The 19,092-nt window shown below is 68.0% G+C and carries 12 protein-coding genes and 1 pseudogene; 7 read left to right on the forward strand and 6 right to left on the reverse strand.

Annotation, left to right across the window (positions count from 1 at the left end):
- Window positions 1-20 precede the first annotated feature (20 nt).
- Window positions 21-1,916, forward strand: coding sequence for a tetratricopeptide repeat-containing sulfotransferase family protein (locus DDE10_RS08095; protein ID WP_114952210.1), 1,896 nt, complete (start codon window positions 21-23; stop codon window positions 1,914-1,916).
- Between the two features lie 147 nt (window positions 1,917-2,063).
- A complete protein-coding gene (locus DDE10_RS08100) occupies window positions 2,064-4,409 on the forward strand; it encodes a TonB-dependent receptor (protein ID WP_284734513.1) in 2,346 nt (781 codons plus the stop codon).
- Between the two features lie 190 nt (window positions 4,410-4,599).
- Here the strand turns inward: DDE10_RS08100 and DDE10_RS23740 are convergent.
- Window positions 4,600-4,757: pseudogene (locus DDE10_RS23740) on the reverse strand (IS110 family transposase); the annotation flags it as partial.
- A 101-nt stretch (window positions 4,758-4,858) separates the two neighbouring features.
- On the opposite strand from DDE10_RS23740, the gene DDE10_RS08105 reads away from it, so the two are divergent.
- Window positions 4,859-5,080 carry a hypothetical protein gene (locus DDE10_RS08105; protein ID WP_114952211.1) on the forward strand — a complete coding sequence of 74 codons (222 nt, stop codon included), beginning with the start codon at window positions 4,859-4,861 and terminating at the stop codon, window positions 5,078-5,080.
- A gap of 223 nt (window positions 5,081-5,303) precedes the next feature.
- On the opposite strand, the gene DDE10_RS08110 is transcribed toward DDE10_RS08105, so the two are convergent.
- Window positions 5,304-6,284 (reverse strand): hypothetical protein, encoded by a 981-nt coding sequence (locus DDE10_RS08110; RefSeq protein ID WP_114952212.1) that lies wholly within the window; start codon window positions 6,282-6,284, stop codon window positions 5,304-5,306.
- A gap of 224 nt (window positions 6,285-6,508) precedes the next feature.
- Between DDE10_RS08110 and DDE10_RS08115 the strand changes: the two genes are divergently transcribed.
- From DDE10_RS08115 to DDE10_RS08130, 4 genes are all read left to right on the forward strand, one after another.
- Entirely contained in the window at window positions 6,509-9,595 is a 3,087-nt protein-coding gene (locus tag DDE10_RS08115) for a CHAT domain-containing tetratricopeptide repeat protein (protein WP_114952213.1), read from the forward strand.
- Between the two features lie 537 nt (window positions 9,596-10,132).
- Entirely contained in the window at window positions 10,133-10,261 is a 129-nt protein-coding gene (locus tag DDE10_RS08120; protein ID WP_114952214.1) for a benenodin family lasso peptide, read from the forward strand.
- A gap of 57 nt (window positions 10,262-10,318) precedes the next feature.
- The gene (locus tag DDE10_RS08125; RefSeq protein WP_114952215.1) at window positions 10,319-10,981 is read left to right on the forward strand and encodes a lasso peptide biosynthesis B2 protein; all 663 of its coding nucleotides are present in this window, start codon (window positions 10,319-10,321) and stop codon (window positions 10,979-10,981) included.
- Entirely contained in the window at window positions 10,978-12,732 is a 1,755-nt protein-coding gene (locus tag DDE10_RS08130; RefSeq protein WP_114952216.1) for an asparagine synthase-related protein, read from the forward strand. Before DDE10_RS08125 ends, DDE10_RS08130 begins: the two co-directional genes overlap by 4 nt.
- Here DDE10_RS08130 and DDE10_RS08135 read toward each other — a convergent pair.
- The 4 genes from DDE10_RS08135 to DDE10_RS08150 all read right to left on the reverse strand — a co-directional run bounded on the left by DDE10_RS08135 (window position 12,722) and on the right by DDE10_RS08150 (window position 19,091).
- On the reverse strand, window positions 12,722-14,830 hold the full coding sequence (locus DDE10_RS08135) for an Atxe2 family lasso peptide isopeptidase (RefSeq protein WP_114952217.1): 2,109 nt from the start codon (window positions 14,828-14,830) through the stop codon (window positions 12,722-12,724). The two genes, DDE10_RS08130 and DDE10_RS08135, sit on opposite strands and share 11 nt — an antisense overlap.
- Window positions 14,830-17,439 carry a TonB-dependent receptor gene (locus DDE10_RS08140; RefSeq protein WP_114952218.1) on the reverse strand — a complete coding sequence of 870 codons (2,610 nt, stop codon included), beginning with the start codon at window positions 17,437-17,439 and terminating at the stop codon, window positions 14,830-14,832. Before DDE10_RS08140 ends, DDE10_RS08135 begins: the two co-directional genes overlap by 1 nt.
- A gap of 99 nt (window positions 17,440-17,538) precedes the next feature.
- Window positions 17,539-18,549 carry a FecR family protein gene (locus tag DDE10_RS08145; RefSeq protein WP_162806473.1) on the reverse strand — a complete coding sequence of 337 codons (1,011 nt, stop codon included), beginning with the start codon at window positions 18,547-18,549 and terminating at the stop codon, window positions 17,539-17,541.
- Complete coding sequence (locus DDE10_RS08150; protein ID WP_114952220.1) at window positions 18,546-19,091, reverse strand: RNA polymerase sigma factor; 546 nt, start codon at window positions 19,089-19,091, stop codon at window positions 18,546-18,548. Before DDE10_RS08150 ends, DDE10_RS08145 begins: the two co-directional genes overlap by 4 nt.
- Between the last annotated feature and the right edge of the window lies 1 nt (window position 19,092).

A 19,092-nucleotide genomic window follows, 5' to 3' on the forward strand; every position in this document is an offset into this window, starting at 1 on the left:
CTGAACGGGACCGGCAGGCGATGGAGGCTTCGACGGAGACGGGTTCGCTCCTGCAGGCGCTCTCGCACGCCGAAGCGCTGCTTGCGCGGCAACCCGCGCTCGCCGAAGAGCAGGCTCGCGAGATATTGCGCGTGTTCCCTCGGTCCGCCGAGGGGCTGACGCTTTGCGGCCGCGCGCTGGCGGCGCAAGGCCGGCTCGAGGAGGCGATCGCGATGCTGCGGAGGGCCGCGGCGGTCGCTCCCGATTCAGCCGAGGCCTGGCGCGAGCTCGGCAACCAGCTGTTCCTGGTCGGAGATCATGCCGGCGCGGACCAGGCCTATGCGCAGCAGATACGCTGTTCGGTGGGCGACCCGCGCCTGATCGAGGCGGCGGTCGCGCTCTGCGACAACGACCTGCCGGTCGCCGAGCGCCTGCTGAAGACCCATCTCAAGGCGAAACCGACCGACGTCGCGGCGATCCGGATGCTTGCCGAGCTCGCCGGGCGGCTCGGCCGCTACCGCGACGCGCGCATGCTCCTCGGCCGGGCGCTGGAGCTTGCGCCCAGCTTCGCGCCGGCCCGGTTCAATCTCGCCACAATCCTCTACCGTGAGAACCGGACGGCCGAGGCTCTGGCCGAGCTGGACCGGCTGATGGCGGACGATCCTGACAATCCGGCCTATCGCAACCTGGCCGGGGCGGCGCTGACCCGGATCGGGGAGCTCGACGATGCGATCGTCCAGTTCGAGCACGTGCTGCGGCAAAGGCCCGGTCAGGCGCGCATATGGATGAGCTACGGCCATGCGCTGAAGACGGTCGGCCGGCAGGCCGACAGCGTCGCCGCCTACCGACGCTGCATCGCGCTCGCGCCGGGTTTCGGCGAGGCGTGGTGGAGCCTCGCCAACCTCAAGACGGTGAGGCTCGCCTGGTCCGACCTCCAGGCGATGGAGGCGGCCCTCGCCCGCGATGGACTGTCGGTGGAGGACCGTTTCCATCTTCACTTCGCGCTCGGCAAGGCGAACGAGGACCTGGGCGAGGCGGAGGCGGCGTTCGACCACTATGCCGAAGGCAATCGGCTGCGCCGCTCGGTCCTTCCCTACGATCCGGCCGAGACGAGCGCCCGCGTCGACTGCGCCATCCATCTCTTCACGCCGTCCTTCTTCGCTCGCCGGCAAGGGCAGGGCTGCGTCGCGGGCGATCCGATCTTCGTGCTCGGAATGCCGCGCGCTGGATCGACGCTGGTCGAGCAGATTCTCGCCAGCCATTCTGATATCGAGGGCACGCAGGAGCTGCCCGACATCCAGCATCTCGCGCGACGGCTCGCCGGGGACGGGGAGGGCAGCTATCCCGAGATCCTCGCCGACCTGCCGCCGGATCGCCTGCGCGCGCTCGGCGAGGAATATCTCGAGCGCACGCGCATCCAGCGCAAGACGGACCGTCCCCACTTCATCGACAAGATGCCGAACAACTGGGCGCATGTCGGGCTCATCCATCTGATCCTGCCCGACGCGAAGGTCGTCGACGTTCGTCGCCACCCGCTCGCCTGCTGCGTCTCGAATTTCCGGCAACATTTTGCGCGAGGGCAGGCCTTCTCCTACGATCTGGCGGATCTGGGCCGCTATTATGCCGATTATGCTCGCCTGATGGCGCATTTCGACGACGTGCTTCCGGGGCGAATCCACAGGATCTTCTACGAGGCGCTGGTCGCGGACATCGAAGGCGAGGTTCGCAGGCTGCTCGACCATCTCGGGCTCGCCTTCGATCCCGCCTGCCTCCGTTTTCACGAGACGGTGCGTCCCGTGCGCACGGCCAGCTCCGAGCAGGTTCGCCGGCCGATTTCCCGAGCCGGGATCGACCAGTGGAAGCTGTTCGAGGACCGGCTGGGGCCCCTGAGGGAGGCGCTTGGCCCGGCGCTGCGAGACTATCCGTTCGCCGGTTGAGGGCCGAAACGAATCTGTACTTGACAGATGTCTAACAAAGGGCGAGCCTCCCGTCGAGGCGCCGAAAGAGCCGCCACGCGTCAGTCATCAGGGAGGTGGCGGATGATGATCAGGGGCCGTCGATACAGATGTTCAAGGCGACGCCGGATGGTCACCGGCCTGCTCGGAAGTTCGGCGCTGGCCTGCGCCGCCCCCGCCAGCGCGCAGCAGGATGGCTCCGCGGCCAATGGGGTTTCCCAGGACATCTTCGTCACGGCGCAGCGGCGAAGCGAGAATCTTCAGGATGTCCCGATCAGCGTGCAGGCGCTCGGCAACGAGCTGCTCGAGCAGCAGAACGTCTCCAGCTTCGATGATTATGCGGCCTTGCTCCCCGGCGTCAGCTTCCAGTCCTACGGCCCGGGCCAGACCCAGCTCAATTTCCGCGGCGTCACCAGCGGCGGCGACGGCCTTCACGGCGGCTCGCTGCCGACCGCCAGCCTCTACCTCGACGAAATTCCGGTGACCACGATTGCCGGCGCGGTCGACCTCCACATCTACGACATCGACCGGATCGAGGCGCTGAGCGGACCCCAGGGCACGCTGTTCGGCGCCAGCTCGTTGTCGGGTACGCTGCGCATCATCACCAACCGCCCGGATCCGGACGGGTTCGAAGGCGGCATGGATCTGCAGCTCAACAAATATGGCGTCGGCGATTTCGGCGGCAGCGTGGAGGCCTTCGCCAACGTGCCGATCTCGGCCAACGCCGCCATCCGGCTGGTCGGCTTCTATCGTCGGGAGGGCGGCTATATCGACAACGTGCCGGGCACGCGCACCTACACGCTTGGCGATCTCGATCCGGACACGAACCTGACGATCGACAATAGTGGGCTGGTCGAGGAGGATTTCAATTCGGCCGAGACCTATGGCGGCCGCATCGCGCTCGGCATCGATCTCGACGAGAGCTGGACGGTCACGCCATCGCTCGTCTACCAGCACCAGGAGACAAGCGGTCCGTTCCTTTTCGATCCGGCCGTCGGCGATCTCGAAGTCACCAATTTCCTGCCGACCCGAAACCTCGACCGCTGGTTCCAGGCGGCGCTCACCATCGAAGGCCGGATCGGCAATTGGGATGTGGTCTATGCCGGCGGCTATTTCGAGCGCAAGGTCGACAACCTTGCCGACTATTCATATTATTCGGTCTTCTACGATCAGTTTGCCGGATATTATTACACCTATTTCCAGGATGCGGATGGCAACTTCCTCGATCCGACCCAGCGCCAGGTCCTGTTCGACAAATATACGAAGCTTACCCAGGAGTTCCGCATCAACTCGCCGGCAGAGAACCGGCTGCGGCTCACGGCCGGGATCTTCTATCAGCGGCAGACCGATCGGATCGAGGCCGATTATGTCATCCCCGGTCTGGGCGCCATTCCCGACTCACCGGTGGTTCCCGGGACGGTGGATTCGCTGTTCCTGACCCGCGCGCTGCGCGTGGACCGCGACTATGCCATGTACGGCCAGGTTTCCTATGACATCTCGGAGAGCCTGACCCTGACCGGCGGCCTGCGCGCCTTCATTGCCGACAACAGCAACGTCGGATTTTCCGGCTATGCGTCGGACGTCGAATCGCCCTTGTGCCTCCCAACCGACGTCGAGGGGCGTCCGTGCAACAATTACGATCGCAGGGTGAACGAGTCGGGCGTCACCCACCGCCTCAACCTGAGCTGGGACATCGACGAGGATCGCATGGTCTACGCGACCTGGTCGACCGGTTACCGGCCGGGCGGCACGAACCGCCGGCCCGGCATCCTGCCCTATGATGCGGATACGCTCACCAATTACGAGCTCGGCTGGCGCACGAGCTGGCTGAACCGCAGGCTCCGCCTCAACGGCGCCGTGTTCTACGACATCTGGAAGGACCTGCAATATGGCCTCAGCCCGGTCGGGTCTTCAGGCATCACCAATATCTACAATGCGGGCGATGCCGAGATCTACGGCCTGGAGATCGACTTCAGCTGGCTCGTTACCGACAGGTTCACGCTGTCGGGTGCCGCCACATATGTGCACGCCGAGCTCACCACGGACTTTTGCCAGTTCGACGAGATCGGCAACAGCGTCTGCCTGCCGGGCGTGGAGCCGGCCGCCAGGGCGGGCGATCGGCTGCCGATCCAGCCGCGGTTCAAGACGAACGTCAACGCGCGCTACGAGGTGCCCGTTGGCACCGTCGACGGATACGTCCAGGCGGGACTCCTCTACCAGAGCGGCACGCGCAGCTACCTGACGGCGGTCGAGGCCGAAGCCCTGGGACCGACCGAAGGCTTCGCCACCGTGGATCTCGCCATTGGGGGAGAGGTGCGCGACTGGACATTCGAGGCGTTCATCCAGAACGCCTTCGACGAGCGGGGTCAACTCAGCCGAAACACGGTCTGCACCGTTCCCGCCTGCTTCACCCGGCCGCTCATATATTCGACAAGGCCGCAATTTTTCGGAGTTCGCATTGGCCGGCGATTCTAGGCCTCGTTCGCGCCTTCGGCTTACCTCATTCGGCCGCCGGTTCGCGATAGCGTTCGTCGCTGGTCATCAGCGCCCAGGCGATCCGGCCAATCTTGTTCGCCAGCGCGATCGCCGCGATCCTCGGGTGCCTCCGGCCGAGCAGCTTGATCAGCCATGGCTTGCGTGTGCCGAACCGCTCGGCGTGCCGGATCTCCATGTCGACCAGGCAAGACGGCAAGTCGGTGAAGAACGACGAGAGCTTCGATCGGCTCAACCGCCGGCGAAGCACCACCTTGCCCTGGGATCAACCCCGTGAACCTGGAACACCGACTTCGCGATATCGACGCCTATCACCGCAACTTCTTCCATCGTGTCCTCCTCTCCACAGACACCGACAAAAATGTCGGTCCAGTGGAGCGCCGTCCACGACATCAATTGCAGACATTCGACCCCGCGCGCATGCTGCAATCATGCCGACAGCCGAAGAGAACTCGCCGCCATACACAGATGCCGATTACTACGGCTTCTTCATGACAGGCCTGTTCGGCTTGGTGGACGATGCCGAGCTATCCGGCTACTCGCCCGAAGGAACCGCGCTGCTTCGTAAGGCGCAGGACCTGTTTTGGCAGGAGTTCAGAACGCGTCACCCAGACGCTTGGACCGCCAAAACGCCACCATCGGAGCAGGGGTAACCAGCGTCCGGACGCTCATCTGTTCCCGGTGGCGTCATAGGTAGGCGTTTCACAAGTTCTCCAGGTGTCCGCAGCGGGCTCCGGTCCGGGTTGCATGGTAGCGGCGGCCGCCACGTTGATGTCAACGCGCTCCTGTTCCGGTTGCGCGAGCGCGCCACAACCTACGGTGAGCGCTAAAGCTAGCGCGGAAGCAATCACGACCCGATCTGGACTCACAGTCAATTCAATCACCGTCATAGCCGCGGCTCGCTTCGATCCGGTGGTCGCGGGGAAGCGGCAGCCCGAGGTGGAGCGCAAGCTGATGCTGGAGCATGTGCGCGTCGCTTTGGGCATCCCAATATTCGGCGGGGTCCAGCGAATGCCCCTTTCCGTCCTTCATGGACCGATCGGTGCCTGGAATTGAATCTCGCTTGATCGTTCGCCGCCAAAGCGCATCGCCCTGGCGGGCTGTCAGCGTGACGCAATAGCCCTCGCTGTTGTCGCTGAAGACCTGGTCTACGAAGATGTTGTGGCGATCATGGGGTAGCTCGCGGCTCGAGATCACGAAGTGCACCCTTTGCTCGTCCGTGGCCGCCACGCGGAGGAAGGCCGCGGCCCCGCCCGAAAAGGGGCGCCCGCGACGGATATACTCGGTGGGAACGATCGTCCGTTCCTGGACATGGTTTACCTCGCGCAGCCGAAATCTCCCGACCGTTATGTCGGGCAACATGTCGCGGCAGAACATGAACGACCCCAAGACCGCGTCGGTCACGAACGGGACGCGGGGATTCGGGAGCCTCGACCCGTCCTTTTCGCCGCAATTGGCCTGGATCGGGCTCGGCATGTCCTCGACCATGGCCTGTCGCCGCCCATATTCGAGCGAGCTTCCCCATTCCGGCCTGCGGGGTCGACAGGCGATGCTGTAGACGACCGCGGCGCATGTCGGTTCTCCCGGAGCGATCGGCTCGTACCAGCGTATGTCGCGGCCAACGATCTCCCGGTTATCGCAGAGGTGAACGGTGGCCATGCGCGCGATGCGGGCGGCTTCCCACGCCGGCGACCGCACCTGTTCCGGCGTGAAGTAGCCGACCGTATAGACGTAGCCATCGGCATTGCTTTCCCAACGCCGGTTGACCGCCAGATCGGCGGGCACCGGGCCCGCTTGCTGGACGGTCATGCAGCCGGCGGCGGCAAAGGCGAGAACGAGGACCGAGCGGCAGCGCATGGTCTGTTCATCACTGGAATCGGTAAAGTCTTCGTAAGCCTCGAAGTCCCGGAGGCACGATACTTGACTCGTCCGCAGCTTGCCGCGGAGTTTGGCGATCAGGGGCGGACCGGTGCCGATTCTGCGGTCAGTTAGAAGCGACGTGAGGAATTAAGTATTGTATTCCTTGGTCTCCACGGCGCCACTTCGGTCGTTTAAGGTGACGGGAATCTGGAGGGGGCGGGATGTTCACTAGCGATGGAGCCGCGGCAAGACCTTTGCGTCGCGGCCGGACTGGAACCTGGTCGATTGCCGCAGCCCTGTTCCTGGTGTTGCCCTCGACTGCCGGCGCCCAGCACGGCACCGACGTCGCAACCGCGTTGCACGCACTCGAGCAGCAGATCGAGGCCGCGCGACTGAGCGAGCGCGCCTACGGGGCCGACGATGCCAGGACCCTCTCGGTTCAGCATGATCTCGCCCGCCTCTACATGAATGTACGCCGCTTTGCGGAAGCCGAGGCCCTGCTCACACGCATCGTCGAAGTCCGCGAGCAGGCACCCGGTCCGGAGCATGACGAAACGTTGGGCGCGATGACCGACCTGGGCCGGACGCATCTGGAAACCGGCCGCCTCGCCGAGTCTGCGGTGCTTCTCGAACGTGTTCTGTCCATCACCGAGCGCCTGAAGGGTGCCGACGATCCGGCGACGCTGCGCGCTACGGCACATCTTGCGGCCCTTCGGGTCCGCGAAGGCCGGTTCGCCGAGGCCGAAATCCTCTACGCCAGGTCGGCAGCGGGGATGGGGCGCGCCTTGGGGGCTGCCGACGTCGAGACGATCAGCATCTCCGAGGGACTTGCGGGAGTCTATCGGAGCCAGGGTCGACTTGCCGACGCGGAAGATCTATACCTCCGCCTCGCCGAGCTCCGCCAGCAGGTTGGAGGTCCAGACGATTTCGACGCCCTCAAGCTGCTGGGACAGCTCGCCGATACCCTGATCGACCAGCGCCGGATTTCCGAAGCAGCGCCAATACTGGATCGGATCGTCGGCGCTGGCCGGCGCGTGCTTGGGCCCGACCATTTCTATACCCTCGCCTGGTCGGAAAGCCTCGCCTTCACCTACGCCGTCCAGCAAAGGCTGGAGGAAGCCGAGACCCTCCTAGAGCAGGCCTTGGAGGCGCGCGAGCGCACACTCCCGCCGACAGACTGGACGCGGTTCACTTCGGCTCGGCGCCTCGGCGAGGTCTACCAGCGGCGGGGGCGCATTGCGGAAGCCGAAGCTCTCTATCGCCGCGCCCTGAGTGGCTATGAAGCCATCTTCGGGCCATCGAGCCTCGCCGTGCTCAACATCAAAGAGGTGCTTGCGCTGCTGTACGAGCGTCAGGGCCGGTTCAGCGAGGCCGAGCCCCTTCACGCCGAGATACTTTCGGGCCGGCTCCGGCACTTGGGCGAGGCCCATCCCGGAACCATCACGTCCGCTGCGGCGCTGGCTGGTGCCAGGTTGACCCTGCCGGAGAAAGCCGAGACCGCCATCGTGCCTGCCCGGCTCATGGTCGCGGGGCTGCGGGCACGGCGCGGCATGGCCCCTGACACCGCATCGGGCCGCGCCCAGTCCTCGCGGGAGCAGAGCCAGGCCGCACAGCGCTACCTGCTCCTGGCCGACGCGGCCTGGTGGACCAGCAATGCCGAGCGCGACGCGGGCCGGCGAAGCCCTCAGCTGGTTTCGGAGGTGTTCACAGCCCTTCAGGATGCGGTCAATAGCGAGGCTGGCCGCACCATCGTCCAGAGCGAGGCCCGTCGGCTGGCTGCCCAGGTCGGAACCGGTCTTGGCGCTCTCGTCCTCGAGCGGCAGGCGTTGGATGGGCAATGGGCCAGGACCATGGCAGACTATAGCGCCTGGCTCGCGGCGCCCGATCCGGGGAATGAGCCGCTCCGCCGATCGGCTGCCGCTCAGGGTGCCGCGCTCGAGCGCCGGATGGACGAGCTCGACGCGCAGCTGCGCCGCGACTTTCCCGCTTATTTCAGCTTTGTGGCACCGGAGGCCGTCGACCTCGCGGCGGTCTTCGGGCTGCTCGGCTCTGACGAGGCTCTCGTGCTGGTCGTCCCTTCGGCGATCGGGACGCATGTGGTCGCGGTCAACGATACGACCAGCCATTGGGCCGTGTCCCAACTCACTGCGGAAGATGTGACCGTCCGGGCGCGAGCCTTGCTGTGGAATATGGGCGCGCCGCTGCAGGTGACGCCTGAGCAGGCGGGAATTCTCGATCGTCTGACCGCCAATGGCTATCCGCGTGAGGTCGCGTATGAGCTGTATCGCGAGCTTCTGGAGCCCGTTAACCACGTCATCGGCGGCAAGCGCCACGTGTTCGTCGTCGCGGCCGGGGCCCTGACCGGTCTTCCGTTCGGCATGCTCGTCACCGAGCCGCCGATCGGAAGCGATGGCGATCCGGCCGCCTTGCGGGCAACACGCTGGCTCGCCGACGGCTACGCCCTGGTTCAGCTCCCGTCCGTCCAATCGCTCGTCGCCTTGCGCGCTTCCCCGGCACTACAGCGGTCGGGCGGCAGCGGTACGGACTTTATCGGCTTCGGGGATCCGGTGCTCCAGGGTGCTCCTTCCGACAGGACGCGCAGCACAGCGCGCCTCATCGGCGGGGCGGGATCTCCAGAAGCAGTGTCGGGCCCGGCCATGCGTGGAATCGGCCGCGGTCAGCTTGACCGGCTGGCCCGCCTCCCGGGGACAGCCATCGAGCTCGAGCTGATGCGCGACGCCTTGCAAGCGCCCGCCTCGGCCCTGTTCCTTGCGGAGCGCGCCACCGAAGCCAATGTGCGTGCGTCGGACCTTTCCCAGGCGCGCGTCATCGCCTTTGCAACGCATGGACTCGTAGCCGGGCAACTCGCTGGCGCCGATGAGCCGGGACTGGTCCTGACGCCGCCGGTGTTGCCCAGTGAAGCGGATGATGGCTACCTCGCCGCGTCCGAAGTGGCGGCCCTGCGGCTCAACGCGGAGTGGGTCATCCTTTCAGCCTGCAACACGGCTGCAGGTGACGGGCGCGCGGGGGCGGCCGGCCTGTCCGGTCTGGCTCGAGCCTTCTTCTTTGCCGGCGCGCGAACATTGCTGGCCTCGCATTGGCCGGTCGCCGACGCTGTCGCTGCACGTCTGACCGTCCGGACCGTCGAATTGCTGCGCGACCATTCCGCGCTGACCCGTGCAGAGGCCTTTCAGCGCGCCATGCGCGAAGTGCGCAACGATGTATCGGTTGATCGGTCCGGAGAGACACTTGCCCATCCGTTCTACTGGGCGCCGTTCGCATTGATCGGCGACGGCGCGACCCGATAGAGATAGGCGGTCTCGCCGATAGCGCGTACTCGCCTTCGGCCGCCGCACGCATGCCGACTTGCCTCAAGTAGCGGATATGATAGTCCGAAACGAGGCCGGGTAGCTGTTACGGATGTCCAAGCCGAATGGCCAAAGGTGACGGCGCACCTCCAAGGGTGTTCTCATCGGCCCGGCCGATCGGCCCATGCAATGATTTGGCCAGAGTCGCCGGCACCTTGCGAGGCAGCCAGGCAGCCAGTCAGCCTGGAGGGCCGGCTAATGCTGACTCGGTCGATATTGCCGAAACGACCGACATGCTAGGTTGAAAGGCCAGGTAGCCGCCGCGCATGTCCAAGCCGTCAAGGCAAAAGACGGCGGCGCGCGTCCAGGCGCGTTCTCTTCGCCCGGCTACCCCTCATCTTCGAACGGCCAGCTGGACCCATATGGTCGACCTGAAAACATTCCGCCTATTTTCGGGATATAAACTGGCTACTCCTGCGAGCCTGGTTATCCTTCTTCCTGTCATGGCCATGACGTCAACCGCACAGGAGTGAAGCCATGAACCGCGAACATCATGAAGAGCTGGTCGAGCTCGGCGTCGTCAGCACCGACACCCGGGGCGAGGGCAATGTCCTTTCCGACCAGGAGGGCGGCAAGATCCGCCAGGGCGGCCTCAGCGACGACTGAGCTCCGGCACGGGCGCGCGCCTTTCGGGGCGCGCGTCCACCCGGTTTCGGCCAAGCCATGACTGTCACCTTGCGCGAGGGGCTGTCCTACGGCTTCTGTTGCGGCCGGGTCGTCTTCCTGGACATCTCGACCGACCGCTATTTCTGTCTGGCCGGGGAGTGGCGAGACCTGTTCCTGCGCCTTTCACGAGGCGAAAATCTGCAGGAGCGTCAGGCGGAGCTGGGGCGACTGGCCGACCTGGGACTGGTCCGGATCGCCTCGACCGCATCCCCATTCCCTGAGCCCGCGACAATCGCGCCGCCGGGCCTTGACCTGGCCGATGCGGCGGCCACGCGCCCATCATTGCGGGACCTGGCAGCCGCCCTGGCCGCCGAGGTCGTGACGATCCTGGAGTTGCGGCTTCGAAGGATTCACCTCATCCTCGAGCGGATCGAACGCCGGGATGCGGCGGCGCCGGCTGAAGCGTCGGACGACCGGTACCGGCAGATCGCCTGCGCGTTCGAGAGGACCAGCCTGATCTTTCCTGCCGCGGATCGCTGCCTGGTGCGGGCGTTCGCCTTGATGCGCCTGTGCCGGTGGCGAGGGCTCCGGCCGAAGCTCGTCTTCGGAGTCAGGCTCGATCCGTTCACGGCCCATTGCTGGGTGCAGAGCGGGCATGCCGTGCTCGTCGGCGGCTTCGAGCAGGCGCGTCAGTTTGCGCCGGTCCGGGTGGTGGAATGAGGCCGACCTTCCTCCTCATCGTTGGAAGCGACGCCGCCGGCTGGCCGGAAAGGGTGCGGGGCATCGCGGACCGGTGCGGACTCGCGCCTAGCTCGGTCGGTTTTCCGCTTGCGCTTCTGACGGGGCCGGGATGCGGCGCCTTCGTCCTCGGGCAGTCGGGCGCGATTGCCGGAACCTTGTTCCATCGCCACGGAGCGGCTCGTCCGGTCGCGGTGCTCGACGAACAGGATCGCGCTGCCCTCGCGGCCGAGGGAAGCTTGCGCCTGCTGAGGGCCTTCTGGGGCGGCTATGTCGCGGCCTTCGTCCGAGGAAGCTCGGTCATCGCGACGCGAGATCCGTCCGGCGCCTTGCCCTGCTACATGGCGTCCGCCGGCGCCTGTCAGCTGCTTGCCTCCGATGTCGGTATTCTCATCGACGCGGGTGGCCTCGAGCCGGCCATCGACGAGGCGGCGCTGGCGCGGCATCTGTTCGGCGGCGGCCTTCCCCAGCCGGAGACCGTCCTGGCCCGGGTTGTCGAGCTGCTGCCCGGATTCTCGGTCGAGCTCCCCGGGGATCTGCGTCGCCAGAGCGTTTCCTGGTCGCCCTGGGACCATGTCGGCGTGCCAGGCGGGGCGGATGAGATTGTCGATCCGGAGCGGCTGCGGCGCATTGTCCGACAGGCGGTGCAGGGCTGGGCTTCGACCGCCGATCGGCCGCTGCTCAGCCTGTCGGGAGGGCTGGACTCGTCGATCGTCGCGGCGTGTCTCGCGACCGCGGAGGGGCTGACTTGCCTCAATCTTCACGACGACGACCCGGTCGGCGACGAGCGGCTTTATGCGCGTCTCGTCTGCGAGCGGCTGGGCCTCCGGCTCGTCGAGCGGCCCTTTCGCCTCGAGGATGTCGACATCGAGGCGCCGCTTAGCGCCCATCTTCCGCGCCCGTTCGGGTTCAGCCATGCCCTGGCCTATGAGCGCGCGCACGAGGAAGTGGCACGCGAATTGTCCTGCGACGCCTTCGTCACCGGCAATGGCGGCGACAATGTGTTCGGGCACAGCCAGTCGGCCGCGCCGATCGCGGACCGATGGCTGCGGGAAGGCTGGTCGACCGCCGCGTGGCGGACGCTCCGCCATGTCTGCCGCCAGACCGGCTGCAGCGCGGGGCAGGCCGCGCGAGCGGCTCTGCGGCTCCTGCGCGCTCCGCCCGGCTATCGGTGGAGGGGCGAGGCGACCTTCCTGCAGGCGGACGTGCTGGAGCGCCTTGCCGGGGAGGAGCTACACCATCCCTGGCTGGAGGCGCCGCCGGGCGCCCTTCCGGGCAAGGCGGCCCACATCGCCTCGCTGTTGCGGGTCCAGCGCAATCTCGAGCCGCCGCGCAGCCGGCTTGCGCCGGTGCTCAACCCGCTCCTGTCACAGCCGGTGATGGAGGCCTGCCTGGCGATCCCCAGCTGGGAGTGGCGGGCAGGCGGGTTCGACCGGGCGGTGGCGCGGCAGGCTTTCGCGAAGGACCTGCCCGAGCGGATCGTTCGGCGGCGGACGAAAGGCAGCCCGGACCCGTTCGCGGCGCGGCTCCTCGAGCATCACCGCGATTACATCCGGGAGCGCCTTCTATCGGGTCGCCTGGCCGCGAGCGGGTTGATCGATCGAGAGCGGATTCAGGCGGCTCTTGGCGGTGCGGCGATTCCCGTGGGTGACCGGATGCGGATCCTCGAGCTGCTCCCGGTCGAGGCCTGGCTGGACGCCTGGTCCTGTCGGCGACGCGCCGTCAGTCGATAGCCGGTTGGCCGGCGTCGTGGCTGAGCGAATCCCAATGCGCCAGCTCGCTTTGGCGTGCGGGATCGCGGGGCCGCAGGCCGCGCAGCCAAAAGTCGAACCAGTCGAGCGCGCGGCGATAGACGGCCAGGCGGTGGGCCGGTTGCCATTTCACATGATATTCGCCGGGAAAGACGTACATGTCCGCCGGGGCGCCGGCCTCGCGCAGGGCGGTGAAGCTCTCGAGCGCGCTCATATATTCGCTGTCGGCGAGCTGGAGCAGGATCGGCACGCGGATCCGCCGCGCGTTGCGCGAGATCGAGATCCGGCTCCAGAAAGTCTCGGCGCGATCGATCAGCCTGGGATAGCCCACGGCACGGAACTCACGCGCGGCGCCCGGGCCGACCCGCGTCGGCAAGGTCGTGTCGATGCAGCAATTGCTCATCGCGGCGGCGCTGAACAAGGAAGTGTTGATCAACGCGAAGGTCGCGGTCGAGGCGCCGTCGCTGAACCCGGTGATGCCGATGCGCTCCGGATCGGCGATACCCCGCGCGATCAGGTGCCGGACTCCGGTCTCGACCGAGGAGAGGGTGCTTCGGCGATCGGCGAAGCCGGCGAGATTGGCACGCTCGACCTCGATCTCGTTGCGAAGGCCCTGGGCGAGGCCGACATGGAGCGTCCGGTTGACGCTCAGGACGGCATGGCCGCGGCCAGCAAAGGCCTGGATCGGATATTCGTCGCCGGTCCCGCCGCGCAGGAAGCCGCGCGTGTGATACTGGATGACGATCAGCGGGTAGCGTCGGCCGGATCGGTAGCCCACCGGAAGGATGAGGTCGCCGATCACCTCGAGGCCGATATCGTTGCGCCAGTGCAGGCGCTCGGCCGCGCCAAGCTCGAGAGTCGCGAACTCTGGATTGGGGTCGAAGAGCAGCGCCCATTGGCCGGACCGGAGGTCGAGCCGCTCCAGGCGCCTCGGCTGGAGCGATGTCTCGCGCAGGCAGACGAGATCCTCGCCGGAGGGCACGCAGTCGGCGAGCAGGTCCTCGGTCTCGTAGAGGCGTTGCACGGAGCCGGTCCGGGGATCCCATTCGTGGATGGCGGTCGAGGCGCGCGCCCAGCCTTCCCGCCGGAGGAAGCGGATGCGCCCGTCGCCGCTCCACCAGGGCAAGCGGGCGCCGCCGCAGGCGGACGCCGGACAGGCCGCGGTCCCGTGGCCGGGCAGCTGCGCCTTGAGGATCGACGCGTCGGGCGCGAGCGGGTCGCGGCCCTCGATCCAGAGCCATGCGCGCAGGGCCGAAGGGGCCGAGGCCACGCCGCCGCCCGGTGGGTCGGCCGGCGACGTCATGAGGGCGGCCTCGGCCACGCCCGCCGGCCGAACCTCGCCGGACGCGAGATCGAGGACACGCGTCTCGCTGGGGATCGGCGCCGGCGGGAAGGGAATATCGCTGCTCATCGGCGAGAAGCGTTCGTCATAATGGAAGCCCGAACGGCCTTCTTGGGCGATGGCGGCGCGTGCGAGCCGCAGGCCCGGCCGCACCGTGAAGGTGATGGACGTGCCGTCCGGCGCGAGGCGGAAATCCTCGACATCGTCCGGCCCGGTGGGAAGCGGACGGCTTGCGCTTCCGTCGGCTTCGGCCCGCCAGATGCGCGTGACGCCCTGCTCGCGCTTGAGGAAGGCAATCCAGTGCCCGTCGGGCGACCAGCGGGGCGTGACGGGCAGGGGAATTCCGGTCGGGAAGCCCGCCATGCCGCGCAAATCGAAGGTCCTGCGGATGAGCTCGCCGCCCTGATCGACGATGCGCGGCATCGAGCCGGGCCGGAGGTCGAGGACCAGCAGGGCGAGGCAGTAGGTGTTGCGCTCGGGATCCGCTCGCCGCACTTGGAAGGCGATGCGGCGGCCGTCCGGCGAGAGGCCGAGCAGCGCCCCGCCCTCGCCGCTGGGACCGGCGGGGCCGATATCGCGCAGTCGGACGAGATCCTCCGGGGTTACCGAACGCCGGGGCGTGGCGGCGGCCGCTCGATCGGGCAGGATGTCGGGGCAATCCGGCGCGGCCGGCTCGGCGGCGAGCAGGGCGACCGGCGCGAGCGCGCCGAGCAGTGCGAGGCTGCGGATGGCGCGCATCACCAGGCCTTGGTGACCGAGAGGCCGATGAAGCGGCCGACGGCCGACTGGTTGGTCGAGTCGAAAGGCACCGAGCCCGGGTCCGGATTCCGGATGAGGGCCGGCCGCTCGCCCAGCAGGTTGGGGAGGGAGAGGCGCAGCTCGACACCCTGGAGAGGCCCGGACCCAGCGCCGCTGCGGAAGCTGGCATTGAGGTCGAGGGTGACGAAGGGGCGAATGACCTGGACGACCGGGCGCCGGGCGTCGCGGACGGCGCCGACATAGTTGAGCGCCGCGGCGAGGCTGGCGCGCTCGCCCCGCCAGGTCGCGCCGAGGCGGCCGCGCCAGTGGGGCGGATTGAAGATCCGGCCGGCCCGTTCGACGAAGGGCTGTCCCTCGATCAGCTGCCGCTCGCTCTCCAGATAGCTGGCGGCACCGGTGATCAGCAGGCGGTCGGTGGCGCCGAGCGCGAGGTCATAGTCCAGGGCAAGGTCGACGCCGCGGGCCCGTTCCCGCGCGGCGTTGCGAATCGAGATGTCGAAGATGGCGCCGACGCGCGCCGGGTCGAGCGGCGCGCCGGTCAGGTTGTCATAGCCGAGCGGCAGCCCGGCGACGATCGCCTCGACCAGGGCCGGCGCCGGGTCGAAGGTGATGAGATCGCGGTAGAGCGGGTTGCCGAGGCCCGAGAAGAGGCCGGTCACCGGGGCGGCGATGCGGCCGCGATAGTCGATGTCGAAGACGCTCGCCTGGAGTCGCAGTCCCTCGGCGAAGGCCGGCGTCCATTCGGCGGACGCCGACCAGGTGGCGGCCCGTTCAGCGCGAAGGGCGGCATTGCCGCCGGCGAGCAGCAGCACCGAGTCTCCGTCGGGCAGCGGCGGGACCGGCGGGGGCAAGAAGAAGCTGCCGGGGATGAGCGCGCCTTCCGGGAGTTGGTTCAGCTGGTCGAGGGTCGGTGCCTTGAACGACCGGCCCCAGGAGGCGCGCAAGATCAGGTCGCGATAAGGCTGGTAGACCAGGCCGAGCTTCGGCGTCACCACCTCGTCAACCGCCTCGTGGCGCTCGTAGCGAAGGGCGGCGCTCAGCGTCAGCCGACGGATGGCTGGGACCTGGAGCTCGGGACCGACCAGCGGGAAGGAAAGCTCGCCGAAAGCGTACTGGACGTCCCGGGAGTCGGTGAAGTCGCGAGTCGTGATGACGCTTCCGCGAAGATTCTGGGCGACGTTGACCTCGAGCAGGCTGCGGCGAAGGCCAGCGCCGACGGCGAGGCGGGCGACGCCGCCGGGGGTCCTGAACAGCGGGCCCTCGGCATTGGCCTCGAAGCCCCGCATCCGGTTCTCGTAGAGGAGGAACTGGCGGCTCTCGACGCCGGCGTCGAACCGGCTCGAATCGATCTCGGTCCGGCTGACGCCGGCCGTGGCGACGAGCGAGGCCTGCCAGCCGGCGGGCAGGTCGATCCGCAGGGTCGGGGCGACCGACCAGGCGCGCACCAGCGGGCGATTGAGGAGCCCGTCGGTGAGGACGTCGCGGTCGGCGAAGAAGGTGGTCTGCTTGCGCGAGCGTCGATGGCTGAAGAAGCCGTCGAGCTCGAGCGCAATGCCGGGGGTGAGGTCCTGGCGGCCGGCCACAACCAGGCTGTGGCGGACGCTGCGCAGGGTGAGGCTCTGCGAGGGATCGAGGCCGGTGATATAGTCGCGGTCGCCGGCGAGGATGGGCGTGGCCCGGCTGAAATCATAGACGGCCATGAAGCCGCCCGACGACCAGTCGGCACCGCCGACGGCGCCGGCCTGCTGCTGGAGATTGCCGCCGGCGGTCGAGGCGCCGATCCGGGCGCTGGTCTGCAGGCCTTCATAGCTGCGGCGCAGGATGATGTTGGCGACGCCGCCGACCGCGTCGGAGCCGTAGAGCGCCGAGGCGCCGTCGGCGATCACCTCGATCCGGTCGACGGCGGCCAGCGGGATGGCGGAGATGTCGATGCCCTGGTTCAGGGCGTCATAGGCGATGCGGTGGCCGTTGAGCAGGGTCAGGGTGGCGTCCGGACCGAGCCCGCGCAGGTTCAGGGTCGCCGAATTGTTGATGTTGCTCTGGCCGCCCTGGCTGCCGCCGCCGGCGACCCCGGGATTCTGGCCGCCGGTGAAGTTCTGCGGAAGCAGGCGGGTGAAATCGGCAAGGTCGTTCGCGCCCGCTTCGAGCAGCGCGCGCCGGGTGCTGACGATGATCGGCGAGGGCGACTGGCCGTCGCGAATCCGCGTGCCGGTGACCGTGATGTCGGCGCTCGCAGCGTTGGCCGAACGGCTTGCCTCAGAAGTCGACGCGCGCGACCGGACGATCAGGGCTCCGGCGCTCGCCTCGGCGACCAGGCCGGTCCCGGCCAGCGCGCGCGTCACCGCCTCTTCCGCGGTGAAGCGTCCGCGAAGGGGAGGGGCGCGCAGGCCCGCGACGACCTCGGGCATGTAGATGATCTCGCGCCCCGTGGCGCGTGAGATGTCGCGGAGCGTGGCGCCGAGGTCCTGCGCCGCCAGGTCGAGCTCCACCGCCGTCGACGGCTGCGCGCAGGCCTGCGGCGGCATGGCGATCGCCGTGATGGCCGTCGCCGCGAGACAGGCCGCACGAATTGCATCCTTGAAGATCATGTCTTTCCCCTCCCGTCCGACTCGCAAAGCGGCCGGCTTCAGGGGGATTGACGTCGCGAACCGCGGACTACGGGGCCGGGGCCGAAAAAATTCTCGCTATCAGCGTAGGCGCAGGAGGATCCGGTTTGCCGCGCTTCGATCCAGCTCGAGGTCGAGGAGGATGGCGAGCCGCTCGGCGAGGCGCTCGGGGTCGTCGATCCTGAACCGGCCGGAAATGCGGCGGGCGGCGAGCGCGGGATCGGCGACGGCAAGATCGGGGCCGCGGCCGGCGGCATTGGCCTCGGCGATCAGTTCGGCAAGGCGGATGCCGTCGAACTCGCGCACGCCCGAGGCGGCGGGTGCGGGGGCCGTCGACGCGGCTGGCGAGGGTGGGAAACGCATCGACTGTCCCGCCGAAAGGCGCTTCGGCGCGGACGACCCTCGATCCGTAGCGACATCGGCCGCCACGACGTCGACGGCACCTTCCAGCAGGCGGACGGTGACGGCACCGGCCGTCAGCGAGGCGTCGAACAGGGTGCCGCGGGCGATGATGCGGCCGCCGCCCGCCTCGACCACGAACGGGCGGCGCTCATGGAAGACGTCGAAAAGCGCCCGGCCGCGCCGCAGCTCGAGTCGCCGCTGCGAGGCGTCCAGGGAGACCGCGACGGCGGACCCCGGTGAAAGGCGCAGGCGGGAGCCGTCGGCGAGACGAATGTGCCTCGGCTCGCCGTCGGGCGCGGTCAGCACCGCGAGCCGTTCCGCTCCGCCCTCGGCGGAACCGGCAACCGGTTCGGACAGGTTGTTCCACCAGGGGAGCCTGACCGCCAGCCAGCCGCCGGCCAGGAGCGCGAGCAGGGCCGCCGCGGCAAGGACGGGGCGAGGGCCGCGCCTGGCCGCCCGGCGAGATGCCGCGGCCGCGGTTGGAGCAGCGTCCGGCTCGGAGAGGAGCTTGCCCATCGCGAAGATCTCGGCGGCGCGCGCATAGGCGCTGCGATGGGCGGGATCCGCCGAGAGCCAGGCCTCGAAGCCCGGGCGCGCGGCTTCGGCATCCGGCCCTCTCATCCGTGCGAACCAGGTGGCGGCGTCGCGCGCCAGCTGTTCCTCGACGGGATCGGACGGTCTGGCAGTCACGGAATGTCCAATTCTCTCCCGATCCTCACGATCGCCTCCGCGAAATGCCATTCCACCGTCCTGACGCTGATGGCGAGCCGCTCGGCAATCTCGCCATAGCCCAGGCTGTCGACGCGGTGGAGCAGGAATACCTCGCGCATGCGCGGCGGCAGGGCGGCGACGGCGGCGCGATAGCGTTCGCGAAGCTGATCGACCTCGATTCCGTCCGACTGGGCCGGCGCGACGGCGGGCTCGTTGGCCTCATCGATCTCGACATGCTTCGGCCGGTGCGCGGAACGCCGCGCCCGGTCGATGAGGAGGTTGCGGACGATGCGGTTGAGGAAGGCTTCCGGCTGGCGAAGGTGCTGCTGCCCGGCGGCTCCGAGAAGCCGGGCGAAGGCATCCTGCACGATGTCGCTTGCTTCTTCCGAAGACTGCAGCCGTCGCTGGAGCCTGCGGCGCAGCCTCGCCGCGCGGTCGCGATAGAGGCGATCTACGGGCCCATCCGCCGGGGCGGTAGCCTTGAGGGGATCATCAGTTCGCTCGTCGTCGCAATTGTCCATC

The sequence above is a fragment of the Sphingosinicella terrae genome, assembly GCF_003347635.1.
GTDB classification, from domain to species: domain Bacteria; phylum Pseudomonadota; class Alphaproteobacteria; order Sphingomonadales; family Sphingomonadaceae; genus Allosphingosinicella; species Allosphingosinicella terrae.

Coding starts and splice junctions, on each gene's coding strand:
- DDE10_RS08140 (WP_114952218.1), bottom strand. CDS start 17,439: ATGATCTTCAAGGATGCAATTCGTGCGGCCTGTCTCGCGGCGACGGCC.
- DDE10_RS08150 (WP_114952220.1), bottom strand. CDS start 19,091: ATGGACAATTGCGACGACGAGCGAACTGATGATCCCCTCAAGGCTACC.
- DDE10_RS08095 (WP_114952210.1), top strand. CDS start 21: ATGGAGGCTTCGACGGAGACGGGTTCGCTCCTGCAGGCGCTCTCGCAC.
- DDE10_RS08135 (WP_114952217.1), bottom strand. CDS start 14,830: ATGCGCGCCATCCGCAGCCTCGCACTGCTCGGCGCGCTCGCGCCGGTC.
- DDE10_RS08100 (WP_284734513.1), top strand. CDS start 2,064: ATGGTCACCGGCCTGCTCGGAAGTTCGGCGCTGGCCTGCGCCGCCCCC.
- DDE10_RS08115 (WP_114952213.1), top strand. CDS start 6,509: ATGTTCACTAGCGATGGAGCCGCGGCAAGACCTTTGCGTCGCGGCCGG.
- DDE10_RS08110 (WP_114952212.1), bottom strand. CDS start 6,284: ATGCGCTGCCGCTCGGTCCTCGTTCTCGCCTTTGCCGCCGCCGGCTGC.
- DDE10_RS08130 (WP_114952216.1), top strand. CDS start 10,978: ATGAGGCCGACCTTCCTCCTCATCGTTGGAAGCGACGCCGCCGGCTGG.
- DDE10_RS08105 (WP_114952211.1), top strand. CDS start 4,859: ATGCCGACAGCCGAAGAGAACTCGCCGCCATACACAGATGCCGATTAC.
- DDE10_RS08120 (WP_114952214.1), top strand. CDS start 10,133: ATGAACCGCGAACATCATGAAGAGCTGGTCGAGCTCGGCGTCGTCAGC.
- DDE10_RS08125 (WP_114952215.1), top strand. CDS start 10,319: ATGACTGTCACCTTGCGCGAGGGGCTGTCCTACGGCTTCTGTTGCGGC.